Genomic DNA, 2,173 nt, shown 5'->3' with positions numbered 1-2,173 from the left:
CCGGCCGAGACCGCCGATCCGGTTGAGCCTGCGCCGGTCGAGCTGGCGCCGGTCGAGCCTGCGCCGGTCGAGCCTGCGCCGGTCGAGCCGGCAACGGTCGAGCCCGCGCCGGAGGACCCGGCAGCGGTCGAGTCGGAGCCGGAAGAGTCGGAGCAGGAAGAGTCGGAGCAGGAAGAGTCGAGAGGCAACTCCGAACGGGCGCACGAGAACGCTGCCGCCAAGCACGCCGCCGGCCAGGCAAATGCGGCAGAGCACCGCAGCGCCAATGCAGCCACTTCGGCAACGCCGTCATACGGCGCGGGCCCGGCTGTCAAGGCATCCCCGGCCTCGAAGGCTGAGAACCCGGGCAAGGACAAAAAGAACAAGTAGCCGGCCCTGCAAGGCCCCGGACCCCAACGGTTCCGGGGCATTTTGCATGGGAGTCTCGGCCTGGTCTGGAAACCAGGCAGCACGGAAGGACCGTCGACGCGGCCGAAACCGCCTAGGATTCGATCAGGGTCACAACTGTCCCACTTCTTTGGGGGAAGAAATTTGCACTTTTCCGATCACCGCGCCGCCCAGACGGGCCCGCCCGCCGGGACCATAGCCACAACGAAGCTCCCCGTTCCTGTGGCGAGTCTGCGCTGGGCGCTGGTGCGCCGGCTCGTCTTTGCCATCCCGTTGGGGCTGCTGTTTGGCGTAATGCTCATCAACGGCTTCAGGGTGAACGAGTCCGCAGTGATGGCCGTAATGGCTGGCGGGGTGGGCTTGTCCTTCTCCCTGTTCCTGGGCATCATCTGGCTCGTCGGCCGCCGGCGTCGGGCTCTTTTTGCCGCATCCGGCGGTGACCCGGACGCAGCCCGCGTGCTGCTGTTTGGTGCCATGGCCCCGAAGATCGGGCGTCTGGGTCCCTACAGCGAAAGTGGATTCCACCGATGGGCCGCGGGCTTCGGCGCAGGAGGAGACGGGGGCAGGGGCGACTGGGGCTAGGACCTCGGCGGCCCGGCGTCAGGCAACGGCCCCCTGAAAGTGCTTCTCGATCATCCCCTTGATGTCGTCGTGGCAGCCGCCGCAGCCGGTCCCTGCGCGGGTGGCTCCTGACACCTCGGCCACCGTCCCGCAGCCGTCGGTCACCGCAGCGGCAATCTTCGTTCCGCTGACACCCGCGCACCGGCACACGGTTCGCTCGGGGTCAGCCGCGCCGGCAGCCGCCGCCTGGTCCGGTCCGTCCAGGCGCAGCAGCAGCGACCGGTCCGCCGGCAGTTCGGCCCCCCGCTCGAAGAGCTGCACCAGTTCTGCAGCGGTGCGGGGCATGCCCACCGCCGCGAGGCCTTCGAGCACTCCGGCGCGGGTGGTCATTTTCACGTAGCGGCCGTGCTCGGGATCGGCCCACTGCGCGATCTGCAGCCGCGGGCGGCCGTCCGCGGCCCCCGCACACAGGGCTTCCTCGTCCCACGGTTCCGCGGAAACATCCCCGGCGACGGCCATGGTCAGGCCGCGGGCCTTGAGGACAATGACGCCCGGCAGTTCGGCCGGCAGGGGAAGCAGCAACTCGGCCTCCGGTGCCCCGGATGCCAGCAGCGTCAGGTATTCGGCGAGCCATTCCGCCTGCCGCCAGCCCGGTCCCACCAGCCCGGACGGACCACGCGCGGTGCGGCACTCCAGGCATTCCGGATCGGGGCAGCGGACCTCGGCGCAGTCGCCGATCGCAAAGATGTGCGGCTCGTGGTGTGCCCGGAGCTTATGGTCCACCAGGATCCCGGCCGCGGTGGAAAGTCCGCAGCCTTCCGCAAGCTCGGTCCGCGGCCGGACGCCGCAGGAGAGCACCAACAGGTCGCCGTCGATCGCGGAACCGTCATCCAGCAGCAGCGCCGAGAAGCCGCCGTCGGGCGCGTTGTGTTCCACGCCGGTGGAGCGGGCGTTGCCGGCCACCCGCACGCCGCAGTTCCGCATCGACGCCGCGAGGACGGCGCCGCCGCCGCGGTCGATGTTCCGGCCCAGGGGATGCGGGCCGTTGTGCACCACAGTGACCCTGGCGCCTTCCTCGGCCGCTGCGAGGGCCGTCTCCAGGCCGAGCACGCCGCCGCCGAGGACCACCACCCTCTTGCCGCCGGCCACGGCCGCCCGAAGTACTGAGGCATCGCGCAGATCCCGGAGCGCGGTGACGCCCGGTGGCAGCACCGGGGCGGCGGGG

2 protein-coding genes and 1 pseudogene are annotated in these 2,173 nt (G+C 70.7%); 2 read left to right on the top strand and 1 reads right to left on the bottom strand.

Going from position 1 to position 2,173, the window contains the following annotated elements; all coding sequences use genetic code 11:
- Together K789_RS25765 and K789_RS0100705 are read left to right on the top strand one after the other, a co-directional pair.
- Positions 1–369, top strand: a pseudogene (locus K789_RS25765) (hypothetical protein); the annotation flags it as partial.
- Between the two features lie 240 nt (positions 370–609).
- Complete coding sequence (locus K789_RS0100705) at positions 610–969, top strand: hypothetical protein (protein ID WP_157835649.1); 360 nt, start codon at positions 610–612, stop codon at positions 967–969.
- An 18-nt stretch (positions 970–987) separates the two neighbouring features.
- Here K789_RS0100705 and K789_RS0100700 read toward each other — a convergent pair.
- Positions 988–2,173: FAD-dependent oxidoreductase (locus K789_RS0100700; protein WP_024365070.1), on the bottom strand; the 1,186-nt coding region annotated here is incomplete at its 5' end.

The sequence above is a fragment of the Arthrobacter sp. TB 26 genome (genome assembly GCF_000427315.1).
In the GTDB taxonomy this organism is placed as follows: domain Bacteria; phylum Actinomycetota; class Actinomycetes; order Actinomycetales; family Micrococcaceae; genus Arthrobacter.
The sequence above is the reverse complement of the archived record's forward strand: the minus strand, read 5'-3'. Positions and strand labels throughout refer to the sequence as shown.